The organism is Cytobacillus sp. EB106-05-05-XG126 (assembly GCF_058791715.1).
Map to the genome: position 1 here is coordinate 1,464,892 of NZ_JBYTDU010000001.1, position 15,561 is coordinate 1,480,452.

Here is a 15,561-nt window from a genome sequence, read left to right on the forward strand (position 1 = left end):
GCCTCATATACCCGGGGTATTCATTAATACAATCGGCCACCCATCGGGATCTTCAAACGTCAATCCGCCTCTGCTCCAATAAGGATTTTCCGGCTCTGTTTCCAGATATCCAAGAGCAGCAAGCCTGTCGGCAATGTTATCCCTCTCCAGACGGTCTCCCACATAAAAAACTAATAGATGCTCTTTAGCAGGCTGCGGAAGCTCCATTTTTTCCTTGGATTGAGTAAATTCAAGATGATACTGGCTGTCAGGCAGACCAAACATAATCCCATCATAGCCTTCATGGTTCCAAAATTCGCCGACTCTCTTCAGACCCAGTCCTTCTTCGTAAAAGGCAATAAACTTATCGAGCTGATTTGTCGGACGTGCAATCCGAAATTGTACAGCAGGGATGCTCCCTTCCCATTCTTTTCTCACAATCAGTTCGTATGGATATTCCTGATGCTTAAACCTGGCATCCCTTTGTCCTGATGCAAATATTTTAACAGGAGAAATAAAAGCAGCCCTTTCAGTTGGATACCAATTCCTTCCCTCCTTCACCAGGACAAAAACCCCCTTGCTGTCCCCGTAAAAGGCAAACGCCTCACTGGAATCCACTTGTTCATTTTTCAGGTACTGATCTAATTCCAGCTTCATTGCAGCAACATCCTTAACAGGCAAACCAACCTCACCGACATCATGCCATTGGATCCCCTTCTTTTTTATTCCCTCTAAGGGACGCTCCAGCATCTCCAGAATATTTCCGTCCGGGTCGATAAAATATGCCTGCTTGCCCTTCCAAAACATGCTGTACTCGCCTTTCTGATTTGGAAGCAGCACACTTTCAGCCCCTAATTTCTGATACATATGATCAAAGTATTCGGCATTTGTCCGGAAACACACATGATAATAAGGAATCGCATCATCTTTTTCAAAAAGAATTTTTGTTGTGCCAGCCATTATCGTAAAATAACTCTCAGTCTCTGTCAGCAGCTCCATCTCCAGAACATTTGTATAAAATTCTTTCATCTTGTGCATATCATGGCACTTTAAATTCACTTGAAATATTTTCATCTTCGCTTCTCCCCTTTGCATCTGATAACTCCATTCTAAGTAAATGCTATTCAAAAGAATTCAGACTAAAGATGGAAGGTGCTATCCTTATTTCGCTTGATTTTAGAGGAAAGTATAAAAAGAAAAACTAGGAAGTAAAACCTCCTAGTTTGTCATTACTCTTCTTCAGTTCCCACCAGAAAATCCGGATTTAAATCCTCGAATTCTTCATCTTCCACGTCAAGTCCCCAAGCGTCATCATCACATTCGCACTTGTCTGGGTAGACAGCTACACACACTTTTGTTTCGCCGATTACCTCGACCATGAACTCTCTTTCCACTGTGACGATGATTTTGTTGCCGTTTGGAGAAATGACAGCTTCACAGCAGCTCGGCTGCTGCAGAACACGGGCGATGATATCATGATCATCCAAACAGTCCGGATCACGGTACTTCAACTTAATGACATCTTTATACTCAACCCGTTCGGTAACAACTTCGGTTTTTGTATTATTGTTAAAAGAGTACCAAACGTTAATGTCATAATGGCCGCAGATTTCCACTGTTTTTCCAGCTTTTTTCGCCTCGTACGTATGGTTTATGATCCAGCAGCCAAGTATGCTTGACGGATGGTGTGACGGGCAGATCGTATGATTGGACTGTGTGAATTTACGTCCTTTCGCAACGACCGCTTTCGTTATAATCTCTCTGTAATCTCCCATTGCGAGCGAACCCTCCTCATTCATTTTCAATTCATCCTATGCGGGATATTAGACTAGTGTGCGATAATTTTTATGAATGTTAGGCAAAAGTATTGGCATGATTTATAGTATGCCGGAAGCGGGCGAATGTTCCGGTCTGAACAAATCCTGCTGGAGATTAAATATGTATAATGGCTGCCATAAGTAAGCGGCTTTACCCCGCAAATAGGTAAGTAATTGAAAAATGCACGTTTGTCCTATTACACCTGCGGAGACAGCTTGGCTAATGAATCAATATAATAAACTATCGATAAGGAGGTGAACAGGAATGGCAGACAAGGAGAACTCCAGCTATAAAGTTTCAATCAATGGAAAAGAGCTGACAGGGGAAGAAGCAAAACAATATGCAGAACAAATGGTTGCCAAATTTACCGAATCATTGGGCGGAATTTATACAAAAGGATTAGAAAAAATTCAGTCTGAAGAGTTAAAAGGAAATCTAATGGAATCTCTTAAGCCATTGAAAAACTTGGAAGGTCTCTTCGCAAAAAATTCCTCCGGGATCGGGAATATGATTCCAGCATTAAAAAATCTGCTGCCTGTTGTGGAAACATCTGAGGATTATAAACAGGTGAAACTATCTGTAAATGGTAAAAAACTTTTGGATTTAGATCTTACCGACATGATGAAGAAAGATTCATAATCTGGGCATCAGCCACTTCAATCAATTGAAGGAGGTGAAAACCATGCTATCAGGATGCTATGACGATTACGAAAATGACAATAGTGTATTGCCAAGCGGAGGAGCAGTAAATGGAGCAGACAGCGGCAACGAAGCTGAAGCTTTTACTTTCGCTGCACAAGCCAATCTTCCGCAAACAAACCTGAACGGTCAATTGCCGATTTCAGGAGGCGGATTTGCTGTCAATGCTGCACTAATCAACATTCCGATTCTTTCCGCTCAATACAATATTGCAAATGGAGGAGACTCCACAGCTATTTCTGTAAACACTACAACTCAGCAGCAAAGCAATAAGGCGTAATATAAAAATAAAGCCATTTTTCTATGCAGAGTCTTAAAATGTCCAAAAAGAAGGGAGGGAGTACCATGCTAAGTCAAAATATACAAAAGCTGGATCTGGATCCGGAAGTCCTCAAGCAGCTGGGTATTCCAAAGGAGTTTATTGATATGGCTGCGGAAGCCGGAATACCGTCCATCAATAACCATGCTGCCGGCGGAAAGGGCGGACGGGCTATTAATCTCACATATGTAGATAATTACTCGACATTGCTCCTTGTATATACTTTCCTTCTTAACTTTTTGGACAAAAAGTCTGATGATGCAGGAACCAACATGCTCAATCAATCCTTGCTGTCGACATTAAATGCTGCGATTATTGAACAGCAGGAGTATAGAAAAGAATTTTTAAAAGCAGTAGAACTATTGCGAAACCAATAAATGGCCCCCCACAACCCATGGCCAATACCAATTCCTCCCTTAAATATAGAGCGTAAAAAACACCCTGCACTTTCTGTGCAGGGTGTTTCGGTATCTGTAATTAATGTGAACAGCTGCTGTTCTTGATCTTTGAACCCGTTTCGCCGCTCAGCAAATCTCCGCCTGTAGTAGTAATGACTTCGTCTGTTACTGTGTTGGAAATCGTATTTGCCACTATTTGCAGCAATTCATTAACATCCACCTGGGATTGCTTGAATTCCTGTACTACAGGAATCTCGTCCAGCTGCTGCTCCAATTTGGCTATTTTTTCTTCCGTCTTCTTTAATGCTTCAGCTTTTCCATAATGCTGAAGATTAACAGCCTGCTTTTGCAAGCCTTTGATGGCTGTAATGGTAGCACTAACCTTTTCATTATCATTAATCTGTGCTTCTGCACGTTTGAAGAAATCCACTTCTTCTGTCTCTGCAATCATGCGTGCCAAATCCTTCGCACGTTCAACAATCTCGTTCTTTGTGTATTTAGCCATTACTGATTCACCTCGACCGCATCTAGTTCTTCAACCATTTCTCCGTTTAGGGACCATGTCTTTGCATCAGTTACTTTTACTTTTACAATTTTGCCGATCGCTGTTTTTGGCCCCTTAAAGTTTACAAGCTTGTTCTTTCTTGTGTATCCTGCAAGAATTTCAGGATTGTTCTTGCTTTCCCCTTCCACAAGAACTTCGACAGTTTGGCCTTTATATTGTTTCATTGCCTCTGCCGATAATTCATTTACAACTGCATTTAGACGCTGAAGGCGCTCTTTCTTTACTTCCATTGGTACATTATCCACCATTTTGGCAGCTGGTGTACCTTCACGAGGTGAGTAAATGAACGTATAAGCAGCTTCGAAGCCTACCTCCCTGTATAGGGAAATTGTTTCTTCAAATTGCTCTTCTGTCTCATTAGGATAGCCAACAATGATATCAGTTGTGAAAGTTGCCCCTGGAATAGCCGCTTTTATCTTGCGAACCAGCTCCAGGTATTGTTCTCTTGTATATTTACGTGCCATGATTTTCAGGACATCCGTAGAACCGGATTGAACCGGAAGGTGAATGTGTTCTACCAGATTTCCGCCTTTCGCAAGCACTTCAATCAGATGATCATCAAAGTCGCGCGGATGGCTGGTTGTAAAACGTACGCGTGGAATATCGATTTTGCGCATTTCATCCATCAAATCGCCAAGGCCATATTTCATATCCTCAAAATCTTTTCCGTATGCGTTTACGTTTTGCCCAAGTAGGGTAATTTCCTGATAGCCCTGTGCCGCTAACTGGCGAACTTCCTGAATAATGTCCTCAGGACGTCTGCTCCGCTCTTTTCCGCGTGTATAAGGAACAATGCAGTAAGTGCAGAATTTATCACAGCCGTACATAATGTTAACCCATGCTTTAATATTGCCGCGGCGCACTTTTGGAAGGTTTTCAATTACATCCCCTTCCTTAGACCATACTTCAATAACCATTTCCTTTGACATATAGGCTTCTTGAAGAATGTTAGGAAGACGGTGGATGTTGTGTGTTCCAAAAATCATATCTACCTGGTTATATGTTTTAAGAATTTTATTAACAACCGATTCTTCCTGGGACATACATCCGCAGACCCCAATCAGAAGATCGGGTTTTTCTTTTTTTAAATGTTTAAGATGGCCAAGTTCTCCAAACACTTTATTCTCGGCATTTTCCCGGATGGCACATGTATTAAGCAAAATGACATTCGCATCTTCCACTGAGTCTGTTGGCTCATAGCCAAGACCAAGAAAAATGCCGGCCATTACTTCGGTATCATGCTCGTTCATCTGGCAGCCGTATGTGCGGATATAGAATTTGCGGCCATTTCCCATGCCATGAAACTCTTCAGGGATGTTAAAATCTTTATGATATTTTACTTCTTCTTTTCCGCGTTTTTTCGCTTCCTTTAAGGAAGGTGCAGTGTAAACAGTTTCAAAGTATTTGCTGTAATCTTTTACGGATTTTTTGTCCGAAGGATTTGCTGTTTGCACTTGCTGGCTTTCTAAACGTTGTTTTTCGTTCATCATTTATCCCCTTTCTCTTTCTCCTGAGCAGCATCTATCATTAAAACTCATTTTACAGTAATATCATGCTGTGCAATATACATGTGCACATTATTATAGTATAAGGGTTTCTGATAGTTAAAACAATAGAAAACCGCACTCAGCCTCTTATCAGCAGCTATTACTTGTATGTACGATCAGGGATATTTTCAATCCTGCACAATCACTAATACTAGACTAAATATAGTATTTTGTGTGTGATAAGTGTCACATTAGACTCAAAAAAAGAAGCCCGGGTGCCCCGAGCTTCTGGTCTATTACATAAATTCAGCTGCAAGTTTATCAAAGTGATCTCGATCAAGTTGAAGATCCGCTTGGGATAATGGAGTTTCAGAGTAACCTGAAAGCAGCTCCTGATATGACTTTCGCTCAGTGTCCTGATAGATTAGGCCAGTTACAAGACCGCTGTGCTTCATAAGAGTCTGCATAGCCATTTCGCGGCTTGAATGATCATAACCTTCCACATCGCTAAGCTTTGTCAGGTTTTCTTTAAACCAGTCATATGTGTTTACTTTGTTGTATGTAACACATGGGCTGAACACGTTAATTAAAGAGAAGCCATCATGCTTGATTCCTGCCTCGATTAACGCAGTCAGATCTTTAAGGTCGGTTGAGAAGCTCTGCGCCACGAAGGTCGCACCAGCTGTTAATGCCATTTCCATTGGAGAAATCGCCTGTTCTATTGAACCTTGCGGAGTGGACTTAGTTTTAAAGCCAGCCGCAGAGCGAGGTGAAGTCTGTCCTTTTGTTAAACCATAAATTTGGTTATCCATTACGATATAAGTGATGTTCACATTACGGCGGATCGCATGGATCGTATGGCCCATACCGATCGCGAAGCCATCTCCGTCACCACCGGAGGCGATAACTGTTAAATCGCGGTTAGCCATTTTAACACCCTGGGCGATCGGAAGTGAACGTCCATGAATGCCGTGGAAACCATAAGAATTAATATAACCGGAAATACGTCCGGAACAGCCGATGCCTGATACGACAGCTAAGTTCTCAGGCTCTAAACCAACATTTGCTGCCGCACGCTGAATCGCAGCCTGCACGGAGAAGTCTCCACAGCCCGGGCACCAGTTTGGTTTTACATTATTTCGAAAGTCTTTAAATGTGGCCATTTAGAACAACTCCTTGCATTTTGTGTGAATTTCATGCGGCAAGAATGGATTTCCGTCGTACTTTAATAGCTTATATACTTTCTCAGCATGTCCGACGTTCATCTTCATGATGTTCGCTAATTGTCCTGTAGCATTGTTTTCAACTACGGCGATTTTCTTAGCTGTTTTTACAAGCGGCAATAATTCATCAGTTGGGAAAGGATGAATCAGGCGAACTTGCGCATGGTTTACTTTAATGCCATCCTGTTCAAGCCTGGTCATAGCTTCCTCAATTGCGCCCCTAGTAGAGTTGAAGCCAACGATCAGCAAGTCCGCTTCTTCATGTGGAGCATTCTTGTGAACAGGTGTATTGAATTTAATATTTTCAACCTTACGGAAACGCTTATCCATTTGAGCGTTGCGGTTGGCAGCTGATTCTGAAGGTTTTCCAGTTTCATCATGCTCAACACCTGTCACATGGTGGATTCCGTTCTTCATGCCAGGAATTACACGTGGAGAAACTCCATCTTCTGTAACCTCAAAGCGCTTAAAGTAACCTTTGTTTTCGATTTCAGGAAGTTCTTCTGTAACAAGCTTTCCGCGGCGGATTTCAACTTTACTGAAATCAAGCGGCTCCACTGTCTGTTTTCCAAGAGAAAGCTGCAAATCTGATAGGATTATAACAGGGCACTGGTATTCTTCTGCTAGGTTGAAAGCTTCAGCAGTATCATAGAATGCTTCCTGTACAGTGCTTGGAGCAAGGACGATTTTTGGAATCTCGCCATGAGTTCCGTAAATCATTGCCATTAAATCAGACTGCTCCTGTTTTGTCGGAAGTCCTGTGGAAGGGCCTCCACGCTGTGTATCCACGATAACCAGAGGTGTTTCAGTTATCCCTGAAAGGCCGATTGCTTCCATCTTAAGGGAAAGCCCAGGACCGGCAGATGCTGTAAGTGAGCGGACACCAGCGTAGTTTGCACCGATTGCCATTGTAACCGCGGCAATTTCATCTTCCGTCTGGATAACAGATCCGCCAAGCGCAGGAAGCTTTTTAATCAGGTATTCCATAATTTCGGATGCAGGTGTGATTGGGTAAGCAGCCATAAAGCGGCAGCCGCCTGCAAGTGCACCAAGAGCGATTGCATCGTTTCCGATCATAAATAAACGCTTCAGCCCGTCAGCTTTTTCAAGCTCCATTAATTCCACATCATCGCTAAGCTTTTCTTTCATGAAATCAAAGCCTGCCTGAATGGCTTCCATGTTCTTATCGACAACCTGCTGTCCCTTTCGTCCAAAAATTTCTTGAACTACTTCTTCAAATACTTTAATATCTAGATTTAGAACTGCACATGTCGCACCGACAGCAACCATGTTTTTCATCAGGGATGTTCCCAGCTCTGTAGCAATCTCTGTAAAAGGCACTGCAAACAAAACTGCATTCGTATCTTCTGGCTGTTTAGGATCAAATTTCGCATCTGCAATCATGATCCCTTTATCGTGAAGTTCTTTGTAGTTTAAATCGATTGTTTCCTGGTCGAAAGCTACCAGAATATCTAAATCGTCTGATATAGAACGGATTTGTGACGTGCTGACACGAATCTTGTTGTTCGTGTGCCCGCCTTTAATTCGTGATGAAAAGTGGCGGTAACCGTACAGGTAGTAGCCTAAACGATTTAGCGCAATGGAAAAAATCTCTCCGGTACTTTCAATACCTTCCCCTTGCTGTCCTCCAACTTTCCATGAAAGTTGATTGATCATCTCTTACACCCCTTTAGATACGTTAAGAAAATATGTAAAAACGCTTTATTTATATCAGAGTAGTACTTGTCCAGTCACTCCGCCATTTCAACATGCATTTTAGGCTATATTCTGGAAGATGGATGGGTACTAAACGCTTTCAATTCTAGACCTATGTGTCTAAAAAAGCAACCCTTTCCGTATATTTATCGATTAAAAGATGAATATTTTTTTATTTTTTGAAAAATACTAAAAAGATTATTTAATTGTGGATTTTTGAGGTTCCTCACATACCTTGATATATCGTTTTTCCAACATTTTCACCTTGGAAACCTGCTATAAAAATTTCGAAATAAAAATTTTTCAGCTTGTATATCAGAATAATATTTTAACAGTTCATTTTTCAGGTTATCGTATTTTCTTGCATCTTCCAAATCTGTAACTTTCCCATCTGTACCATCAAAATCCGAACCGAATCCGACGTGATTCTCTCCCCCCAGTGAACATACATATTCCAGGTGCCTGAGAACATCAGTAATTGCCGCTGATTGTTTGCCTGATAAAAATTCAGTCACAAATGTAATGCCCATCACACTGTCCCTGTCAATCAGCGCTTCAATCTGTTCGTTCGTTAAATTGCGCGGATGCGGGCACAAAGTATAGCAGTTTGAATGAGTGGCAATAGGATAGTCGGCCCATTCCATCACATCCCAGAAGCCCCGTTCAGAAAGATGGGAAACATCGCACCATGCTTTACTGGCATTTAGTTCATTCACCACCCCTTTGCCAAAAGAAGATAGGCCTGCCCCTCTCTCCTCAAGCGCTCCATCAGCTGCACAGTTTGCATAATTCCAGGTTAATCCCACTGAAGATACTCCCAGCCTGAGAAGCGTCTTCAATTTAAGCAGATCGCAGCCAACTGCGTCGCAACCCTCCAAGGTCAGCATCGCTCCTGTCTCATCACCCTTCAGCATGTCTATGTCCCGGGTGCTTCTAATGAGCTTTAATTGCGAATTGGGTTTAAGCACTTTCTCGTAAAACAGATTGACCATATAAAGGGCTGCGTTGAACTTCATTTCCGGATGGACGGATTCCGGAACATATATGGCAAAGCACTGAACCTTTAGGTCTGATGCCTGAAGCGCTTCCAGATTCACCTGAAGATTGCCTGAATTTTGAAAGTCAATCCTTCTGTCCATAAACATTTTATATAGAACATCACAATGTGCATCAAATATTTTCAAGCGTTCTTCCTCCCTCTTTTTCTCCATAGCATTATCTTATTAAAAAAAGAACCTGTTTGCCTATAACGCAAACAGGTTTTATTGTTTTTGTAAGAATCTATCTTTTACTGACTTATGCATATGACAAAGGATGATTTCCCATTCTGAAGCTCTCGGGCTAACGCGGTTCCACAATCAGCTTAATGGCCGTCCGTTCTTCGCCGTCGATCAGGATATCCGTGAATGCAGGGATACAAATTAAATCCACTCCGCTAGGCGCTACGAATCCTCTTGCGATCGCTACTGCCTTAACAGCCTGGTTCAATGCACCCGCACCAATTGCCTGGATTTCCGCATTTCCTCTTTCGCGAAGAACTCCAGCAAGCGCACCAGCTACAGAATTAGGATTAGATTTTGCTGAAACTTTTAATATTTCCATTCCTAGCTCCTCCTCGTTTTACCCCTCCTGTATGCATTGCTCAAAGCGTAGATTTAACCTTCTGTTATGGCCGAATGCCTTCAGTCAGGCCATTTCTTTCCGTTCATACACTAACCGCTTTGATGGAATTTAGCACCAGGTCTATATATCATTCCATTGCTACTATATTCAGCTTGGAATTCACATATTCCGGCTTGGACAAAAAAAGCTTGGTTTCAGCCAGATTTTCTTACTGATTTTTGCTTGTCAAAGAAAAACGCACCTTAAGTCTTGTTTCTGCTAATACAAAAAGACTGCGATCCGGCCCATCCGGATGCAGTCTTTTATCAGTTTATGAGTAAAAAGGATGGTCATCATTAATTAGGATCCGGTCAATTTTTTTAGCCAATCCTGTTTTAGGATTCAGTTCAATGACCGCTGCGCTTAATTGGGTCCTGCCTTCTTTCGGAACTTCAAATCGAACCGGGAGCCCTGAGATAAACCTTTTGATCACTGCTTCTTTTTCCACACCAAGGATACCGTCATAAGGCCCTGTCATCCCCACATCAGACATAAAGGCCGTCCCGCCAGGCAAAATGCGGTTATCGGCTGTCTGCACGTGGGTGTGCGTACCTACGACTGCTGATACTTTTCCATCCAAATACCAGCCCATGGCCTGTTTTTCACTTGTTGCTTCTGCATGAAAATCAACAAAAATAAATGGAGTCCTTTCCCGGGCTTCTTTTATCAATTCATCTGCCTTTTGGAAAGGGCAGTCACTTGTATTCATAAAAGTTCTGCCCTGAAGGCTGATAACTGCTACTTCCTCTGTATTAAACTTCAAAAAAACCATGCCTTTGCCAGGGTTATTAGAAGGAAAATTAGCCGGACGAACCATATATTTAGCGCGGTCAATAAATTCAAAAATTTCCCGGTTATCCCATGTATGATTCCCGAGTGTCACCGCCTGTGCACCAGCCTCAAGAAATCCACGATAAATCTTTTCCGTAATTCCCTTTCCTCCTGCTGCATTTTCCCCATTAATAATAGTGATATGCGGCCGGTATTTTTCTTTAAGCTTCGGTACATATTCAGTGATCATATCCCGGCCTTGGGATCCCACCACATCTCCGACAAATAATATATTCATGTCATATCCCTTTCTGTTTATAAAGATATATGTATGCTTTTTCAGTTCTTATTCTTAGTGTAACACAGTTTCCTGCTTCCATTTTAAGCACACCCTGAAAAAGAAATAAAGCGATGCATGTGCATCGCTTTATTTTGCATATTCAACGGCCCTCGTTTCACGGATAACCGTAACCTTGATATGGCCTGGATAATCAAGTTCTTCTTCAATCTTCTTACGGATATCCCTTGCCAAACGATGAGCTTCAAGGTCATCAATTTGTTCAGGCTTAACCATAATGCGGATTTCGCGTCCAGCTTGAATGGCGAATGATTTTTCAACACCATCATAGGATTCGGAAATCTCTTCAAGCTTTTCAAGACGGCGAATATAGTTCTCAAGCGTCTCTCTTCTTGCTCCAGGTCTTGCTGCTGATAAAGCATCAGCTGCAGCGACAAGCACGGCAATGATTGATGTTGGCTCTGTGTCACCATGGTGGGAAGCGATACTGTTTATGACAACAGGATGCTCCTTATACTTAGTGGCAAGCTCCACACCGATTTCAACATGGCTCCCTTCCACTTCATGATCAATTGCTTTACCGATATCATGAAGCAATCCTGCCCGGCGTGCCAATGTTTCGTCCTGTCCCAATTCGGCAGCCAGCAGCCCTGAAAGCTGAGCCACTTCCATTGAATGCTTTAACACGTTCTGGCCGTAGCTTGTACGGAATTTTAATCGGCCAAGAATTTTGATTAAATCTGGATGCAGGCCGTGAACACCAACCTCAAAAGTGGTTTGCTCTCCGATTTCGCGGATGTGTTCATCCACTTCACGGCGGGCCTTATCGACCATTTCCTCGATCCGAGCTGGATGGATGCGACCGTCCTGAACCAATTTGTCTAAAGCTAAGCGTGCAGTTTCACGGCGAATTGGATCAAAGCCGGATAAAATAACCGCTTCCGGCGTATCATCGATAATAAGATCAATTCCGGTCAAGGTTTCCAGAGTACGGATATTACGGCCTTCACGGCCAATAATACGCCCTTTCATCTCATCATTTGGCAGGTTGACAACTGATACAGTAGTTTCTGCTACATGATCAGCTGCACATCTTTGGATAGCCAGTGACAGGATTTCCTTCGCCTTCTTATCAGCGTCCTCTTTCGCTCTGGTCTCGCTCTCTTTTACCATAATGGCGACATCGTGAGCCACTTCCTGCTCAGTGCGCTCTAAAATGATGGACTTTGCCTCTTCACGAGTCAAGCCTGAGATGCGTTCCAGCTCAGCTTGCTGCTCTTTAATCATATCTTCCACTTTGCTTTCCATCTCTTCAATATGCTGTTGTCTTTTGCTAAGAGAATCGTCCCTCTTTTCTAAAAGCGCTTCACGTTTATCTAACGTTTCATCTTTGCGATCAAGGTTCTCTTCTTTTTGCATTAAGCGATTTTCTTGTTTTTGCAGTTCATTTCTTCGATCACGAACTTCACTTTCCGCATCTGTGCGGAGCTTGTGAATTTCATCTTTCGCTTCAAGCAGGGCTTCCTTTTTCGTAGCCTCAGCTTCTCGCTTTGCGTCTTCCAAAATCTGCTCAGCAGCATCTTTAGCTCCTGCAATTTTAGCTTCGGCAATAGATTTGCGAACAAAATAGCCAACAAAAGCACCGACGATTAGGCCAAGCAAAATGGAGATGATTGCTGTTACTAGATCCATCATTTCACCTCCTCTTGCTATGAACTTGTTTGTGTTACGTTTTTTAAAGTGTTGGCATGTACATTGTCCAATTCAATATACAGCACTAAGGCTTTTAAACGTTTCAATCTTAAAAAAGCACTGGGCATCCATCTGACGGCTGGCAGTTTATTAACGTATGAAATGCCAATGGAGCCTGGAGCCAGACAGAGTCTGACTCAATAAGAATTTCTTTACATATAAAATGTAAAATATACATTTTTAATTGTAAAGCTGTGGAATTTTATTGTCAAGGGTTTGTCTTATGGGCTTTTCTTAATATTTCGATTGGTTTGAACACTTTTGAAGAAAAAAAGCAAAGCCACTCAGGACTTTGCTTTTCCTTTGTATTAATCGATCAGCTCGAATTCTTCCTGCCCTTCGTCTCCACTGGCTACTTTTTCTTCATCAAGTCCATAATGTTCGCGGATTTGTTTTTGGATAGTCAGGCGGATTTCAGGATTTTCTTTTAGGAATACCTTGGCGTTTTCACGGCCTTGGCCTAAGCGCTCCTCGTTGAATGAGTACCATGAACCGCTCTTTTGGACAATATCCAGCTCAGAGCCAAGATCGATGATTTCACCTTCCTTGGAGATTCCTTCACCGTACATGATGTCAACTTCCGCCACTCGGAATGGAGGAGCGACTTTATTTTTGACAATTTTAATCTTTGTCTTATTACCAACCATTTCATTGCCTTGTTTAAGAGTTTCTGCACGGCGCACTTCAAGGCGGATGGAAGAGTAGAATTTCAATGCGCGTCCCCCTGGAGTCGTCTCAGGGTTTCCAAACATAATTCCGATTTTTTCACGGATTTGGTTAATGAAAATCGCGATTGTCTTTGATTTGTTGATTGCGCCTGATAGCTTACGAAGTGCCTGTGACATAAGGCGGGCCTGCAGACCCACATGGGAGTCACCCATTTCTCCTTCAATTTCAGCCTTGGGAACAAGGGCTGCCACAGAGTCAACTACGAGAATATCAATAGCACCGCTTCGAACAAGGGCTTCTGCAATTTCAAGCGCCTGCTCCCCGGTATCCGGCTGAGAAAGAAGAAGTTCGTCAATATTCACACCAAGTTTTTGTGCATAAACAGGGTCTAAGGCGTGTTCGGCATCGATAAACGCTGCTTGTCCGCCGCTTGCCTGAACTTCTGCAATAGCATGCAGGGCTACTGTTGTTTTACCTGAGCTCTCCGGTCCATAGACTTCAATAATACGTCCTCTTGGATAGCCGCCTACCCCAAGAGCTGCATCAAGCGCAAGAGATCCGCTTGGTACAGTGGAAATTCTGCGGTCAGTCTGTTCCCCGAGCTTCATGATAGAACCTTTACCAAATTGCTTTTCTATTTGTTTTAACGCCATTTCAAGAGCTGCTTGACGATCACTCACTAATAGTTCCTCCTTTTATATAGACGAATCTGTCTTTTGATTAGATTCGTTTTGTCTCATCTCAAAACCTAACTCTACTATAAACCTTTTCAGCCCATTTGTCGAGCAAAAAGTCGAACATCCATTCGATTTTTTTCTCTTGCACATTATGCCTGAAAATATCAAGAATGCCGGGGAAAGTGAGGTTTTTCAAGGGTCAATCAGTAGATGAAATCGCATTTCGGCAAGAAGTCTGTCTATTATTTTTGGCTACTAAAAACTCAGAACGCATTTTTAAGCGTTCTGAGTTTCTTTTAATGCTTTAATAAGAAAATGGCAGCCGTATTTTACTGTACGAACCCGATTGGCTGCCCTGGTACCTCCAAGGTTCAGCTTTTCGGTCTGCACCGGCCTTCCTTTTATCCAAATGCCTATATATACTGTACCGACAGGGTTGCCTTCCAATTCATCCGGACCGGCAACACCTGTGAAGCTGATACCGATATCGGCATTTGTAAGGCTTGCGACATTCTCAGCAAGCTCGGCAGCACACTGTGCACTGACGACCCCGTCGTTATCAATCGTTTCTTTGCGGACTTTTAATACTTCAGCCTTAACTTCGTTTGTGTAGCAGACCACTCCGCCCTTTAAAAGTCCGCCGGCTCCCGGAATGGATGTAAACTCTTCCTGGAACATGCCGCCTGTTAAACTCTCCGCTGCCGAAATAGTCATGCTGCTCTCCTTAATCAGCTTGGTGAGCTCATACATCAGGGAAGTATCATCATAGCCATAGAAGTATTCGCCGACACGCTCCAGAATTTTAGATTCAGCTTCATTAATCAGCATCATGGCCGTGTTAGGCTGACTATGCTTTGCTGTGACCCTCAGAGTAACTTCCCCATCAGAAGCAAGCGGGGCAATGGTTGGATTGCTCTGAGCATCAATAATATCTTCAATCTCCGTTTCCAGCATGGCTTCTCCAATCCCGAAGAAGTGCAGCACCCGGGAAACAATTACATCCTCGGTTCCCAGCTTGGATTGCAGGGCTGGAAAGGCATGTTTAAGGAACATCGGCTCCATCTCGTTTGGCGGCCCCGGAAGAAGCATGAACACTTGCCGGCCACTATCGGCAATCATTCCTGGTGCCATTCCATGCTCATTAGGAAGCACCTGTGCATCCTCAAGAACCAGGGCCTGTTTTTTATTATTCTCAGTCATCTCTCTGTTGGTGCGTTTAAAATACAGCTGTATAGATTCAAGCGCCTGTTCGTCCATGACGAGCTCTTTGCCAAGATGGCGGGCAATCGTTTCTTTTGTTAAATCATCCTTTGTCGGTCCCAGGCCGCCCGTGAAGACGATCAAATCAGAACGGCTTTCGGCTATTTTGATCACCGATCTCAGGCGCTCTGGGTTATCTCCAACCACTGTATGGTAAAAAACGTTAATGCCCAGTTCAGCAAGCTGCCGGGAAAGAAAGCGGGCATTTGTATTAACGATTTGTCCAAGCAAAAGCTCAGACCCGACAGCAATAATTTCAGCATTCATT

The 15,561-nt window shown here is 42.9% G+C and carries 15 protein-coding genes and 1 pseudogene; 3 read left to right on the plus strand and 13 right to left on the minus strand.

The window, feature by feature from the left end; translation table 11 throughout:
• Window positions 1–3: 3 nt before the first annotated feature.
• The 3 genes and pseudogenes from AC3WTL_RS07265 to AC3WTL_RS07275 all read right to left on the minus strand — a co-directional run bounded on the left by AC3WTL_RS07265 (window position 4) and on the right by AC3WTL_RS07275 (window position 1,754).
• Window positions 4–393 (minus strand): VOC family protein, encoded by a 390-nt coding sequence (locus tag AC3WTL_RS07265; RefSeq protein ID WP_197217057.1) that lies wholly within the window; start codon window positions 391–393, stop codon window positions 4–6.
• A gap of 348 nt (window positions 394–741) precedes the next feature.
• Window positions 742–1,074 (minus strand): annotated as a pseudogene (locus tag AC3WTL_RS07270) (VOC family protein); the annotation flags it as partial.
• A 134-nt stretch (window positions 1,075–1,208) separates the two neighbouring features.
• Window positions 1,209–1,754 (minus strand): outer spore coat protein CotE, encoded by a 546-nt coding sequence (locus AC3WTL_RS07275; RefSeq protein WP_048008951.1) that lies wholly within the window; start codon window positions 1,752–1,754, stop codon window positions 1,209–1,211.
• Window positions 1,755–2,061: 307 nt separating this feature from the next.
• On the opposite strand from AC3WTL_RS07275, the gene AC3WTL_RS07280 reads away from it, so the two are divergent.
• The 3 genes from AC3WTL_RS07280 to AC3WTL_RS07290 all read left to right on the plus strand — a co-directional run bounded on the left by AC3WTL_RS07280 (window position 2,062) and on the right by AC3WTL_RS07290 (window position 3,192).
• On the plus strand, window positions 2,062–2,436 hold the full coding sequence (locus AC3WTL_RS07280; protein ID WP_048008952.1) for a hypothetical protein: 375 nt from the start codon (window positions 2,062–2,064) through the stop codon (window positions 2,434–2,436).
• Between the two features lie 43 nt (window positions 2,437–2,479).
• Entirely contained in the window at window positions 2,480–2,776 is a 297-nt protein-coding gene (locus tag AC3WTL_RS07285) for a hypothetical protein (RefSeq protein WP_048008953.1), read from the plus strand.
• Window positions 2,777–2,841: 65 nt separating this feature from the next.
• Window positions 2,842–3,192: a hypothetical protein gene (locus tag AC3WTL_RS07290; RefSeq protein WP_048008954.1), complete on the plus strand. Its 351-nt coding sequence runs from the start codon at window positions 2,842–2,844 to the stop codon at window positions 3,190–3,192.
• 100 nt (window positions 3,193–3,292) lie between these two features.
• Here AC3WTL_RS07290 and AC3WTL_RS07295 read toward each other — a convergent pair whose 3' ends face one another.
• The 10 genes from AC3WTL_RS07295 to AC3WTL_RS07340 all read right to left on the minus strand — a co-directional run bounded on the left by AC3WTL_RS07295 (window position 3,293) and on the right by AC3WTL_RS07340 (window position 15,560).
• A complete protein-coding gene (locus AC3WTL_RS07295; RefSeq protein ID WP_048008955.1) occupies window positions 3,293–3,718 on the minus strand; it encodes a YlbF/YmcA family competence regulator in 426 nt (141 codons plus the stop codon).
• Window positions 3,718–5,268, minus strand: coding sequence for a tRNA (N6-isopentenyl adenosine(37)-C2)-methylthiotransferase MiaB (gene miaB / locus AC3WTL_RS07300; protein WP_197087614.1), 1,551 nt, complete (start codon window positions 5,266–5,268; stop codon window positions 3,718–3,720). The genes AC3WTL_RS07295 and miaB overlap by 1 nt, the downstream gene beginning before the upstream one ends.
• A gap of 293 nt (window positions 5,269–5,561) precedes the next feature.
• Complete coding sequence (locus AC3WTL_RS07305) at window positions 5,562–6,428, minus strand: 2-oxoacid:ferredoxin oxidoreductase subunit beta (protein WP_492369263.1); 867 nt, start codon at window positions 6,426–6,428, stop codon at window positions 5,562–5,564.
• Window positions 6,429–8,165 carry a 2-oxoacid:acceptor oxidoreductase subunit alpha gene (locus AC3WTL_RS07310; RefSeq protein WP_222496941.1) on the minus strand — a complete coding sequence of 579 codons (1,737 nt, stop codon included), beginning with the start codon at window positions 8,163–8,165 and terminating at the stop codon, window positions 6,429–6,431. It abuts the gene before it with no gap.
• Window positions 8,166–8,464: 299 nt separating this feature from the next.
• On the minus strand, window positions 8,465–9,388 hold the full coding sequence (locus tag AC3WTL_RS07315) for a dipeptidase (RefSeq protein WP_492369264.1): 924 nt from the start codon (window positions 9,386–9,388) through the stop codon (window positions 8,465–8,467).
• A gap of 157 nt (window positions 9,389–9,545) precedes the next feature.
• Entirely contained in the window at window positions 9,546–9,806 is a 261-nt protein-coding gene (spoVS, locus tag AC3WTL_RS07320; RefSeq protein ID WP_009330666.1) for a stage V sporulation protein SpoVS, read from the minus strand.
• Between the two features lie 331 nt (window positions 9,807–10,137).
• The gene (locus AC3WTL_RS07325; protein ID WP_163141658.1) at window positions 10,138–10,935 is read right to left on the minus strand and encodes a TIGR00282 family metallophosphoesterase; all 798 of its coding nucleotides are present in this window, start codon (window positions 10,933–10,935) and stop codon (window positions 10,138–10,140) included.
• 129 nt (window positions 10,936–11,064) lie between these two features.
• The gene (gene rny, locus AC3WTL_RS07330; protein WP_048008961.1) at window positions 11,065–12,627 is read right to left on the minus strand and encodes a ribonuclease Y; all 1,563 of its coding nucleotides are present in this window, start codon (window positions 12,625–12,627) and stop codon (window positions 11,065–11,067) included.
• A 368-nt stretch (window positions 12,628–12,995) separates the two neighbouring features.
• Window positions 12,996–14,036 (minus strand): recombinase RecA, encoded by a 1,041-nt coding sequence (gene recA, locus AC3WTL_RS07335; protein WP_048008962.1) that lies wholly within the window; start codon window positions 14,034–14,036, stop codon window positions 12,996–12,998.
• A 273-nt stretch (window positions 14,037–14,309) separates the two neighbouring features.
• A complete protein-coding gene (locus AC3WTL_RS07340; protein WP_222496943.1) occupies window positions 14,310–15,560 on the minus strand; it encodes a competence/damage-inducible protein A in 1,251 nt (416 codons plus the stop codon).
• Window position 15,561 lies beyond the last annotated feature (1 nt).